The sequence below is a fragment of the Staphylococcus auricularis genome, from assembly GCF_001500315.1.
GTDB lineage: Bacteria > Bacillota > Bacilli > Staphylococcales > Staphylococcaceae > Staphylococcus > Staphylococcus auricularis.
On the sequence record NZ_LLER01000025.1, the window covers coordinates 1 to 1,893 of the forward strand.

General features: G+C 33.5%; 1 protein-coding gene. It reads left to right on the forward strand.

The annotated features are described in order from the left end of the window. Window positions 1–146: 146 nt before the first annotated feature. Window positions 147–1,457 carry an ISL3 family transposase gene (locus tag APS80_RS10325; protein ID WP_059108181.1) on the forward strand — a complete coding sequence of 437 codons (1,311 nt, stop codon included), beginning with the start codon at window positions 147–149 and terminating at the stop codon, window positions 1,455–1,457. Window positions 1,458–1,893: the final 436 nt, after the last annotated feature.

A 1,893-nucleotide genomic window follows, 5' to 3' on the forward strand; every position in this document is an offset into this window, starting at 1 on the left:
AGGGTCTTAATCTTTTGTGGTGGGATGGCATGAAATGCTATCCCGCCTTTTTTATGTTTTAAATCATTTGGATACAAAAAAAGCGCTCACGCCTCTATAATTTTAAGTGACTAAACAAAAAAATAAAGAGGAGACATGATGCGCCTATGTGTAATGATATATTAAAACTACTAAAAATAAAAGATGAAAATATTCAAGTTCTTAAGGTGGAAGAAGATGTAGAAGTGCGTGGTCGGCTTTCTACGGTTGTTTATGGAACACTTTCTTATACACCCAAAGCTTGTATGAAGTGTGGTTGTGTCAATGATGGGCAAATCCATAAGCATGGTAAACGCGTTTCGCGTTTAACACTATTAAAATCTCAAGAATCCAATGTTTATCTTAATTTAGCGAAAGAACGCTTTAAGTGTCTACATTGTTTAAAGACTTTTACGGCTCAAACAAACATTGTTGATAGTAACTGCTTTATTACCAACCGTGTGAAATTAGCGATTCAGGATAAACTCACACGTGTACAGTGTGAGATAGATATCGCTCATGATTGTAGTGTTTCACCGAGTACAGTTAAAAGATGTATTCATCAACTCTCACAATCATTAATAGTCAAACCTTCATCTGGATTGCCAAAACATATCTCCATAGATGAGTTTAAAAGCGTTAAGAACGTGACAACAGCGATGAGTTTTTTGTTTATAGATAATGAAACGAATCAGATTATTGATATCTTAGAAGATAGACGTATTCATAAACTCAAAGAGTACTTCTATCGCTTTGATCGACGTGAACGATTAGCTGTTAAAACTGTAACTGCTGATATGTATGAACCATACATCAACTTCATTCATGAAGTATTTCCAAATGCGATTTTGATCTTTGATCGCTTTCACATTGTTCAGCACCTTAATCGTGAATTAAATAAGCAACGTATTTCTGTAATGAATGCTTATCGCTATCGATCATCAACAGATTACACGAAAATGAAAAAGCACTGGAAACTCTTTCTTTCTGACAGGCAGGATATTAATAGTTATGAATACTTTTGGTCGAAGTCTTTCAAAACGTACACAACATCAAGAGATGTTTTAACATATCTACTAAGTCTTGATCAGCAGCTCTATGACACTTATATGTTAGTTCATCAACTTCGTGAAGCATTGAAACAATGTGACTGGTTACGTTTCAAAGAAACTTTAATGGGTGTCGAAAAGAAGCATGTATCACGTGGTGTTTGGCGTATCATTCGATTCTATAAGAAATACGAGTATGTCCTTTACTCAACAATCAAGTACCCGAAGTTTAACAATGGAGCGATTGAAGGTATCAATAATAAAATTAAGCTTATTAAACGTGTATCATATGGCTATCGCAACTTTAATAACTTTAAAGCGAGAATACTCATCATTTTTAAGCTGTATCAACGTTCTAAAAAGCAAGAGCTATTAAGCTGTGTTGCATAAAGATTACCTCGTAACTTAACATGTCACAAACGCTCATATAACTGTATGGTGTAAAATCATTTCTAATACGAGACGCCTAAGGCAACAAGCCGAACTGAAAATCCATTTTGGCTTCACTTATTCAATAAAGCCAAAATTAGTTGAAGTGAGGCGCCTTGGCAAGTGAGTATTAAAGAAATGATAGTACTCAAAAAGCGTACAATTAATGAATAACTGTACGCTTAAATGAATGTAGTGATTACTACGTGTTATGATTAAGTTAAATATAAAATTAGTTACTTTTAATTATCTGCCCACCACAAAAGATGGACATCCTTTTTAAATAACTTTAATTGTGTAAAAAGTTTCAATTCCTCATTGCTTGTAAAGAAGAAAAATTAGCTACCATAACAAGTTTGGTGTCAAAATTATGAAATTATCATTTTAAACCGTTTTC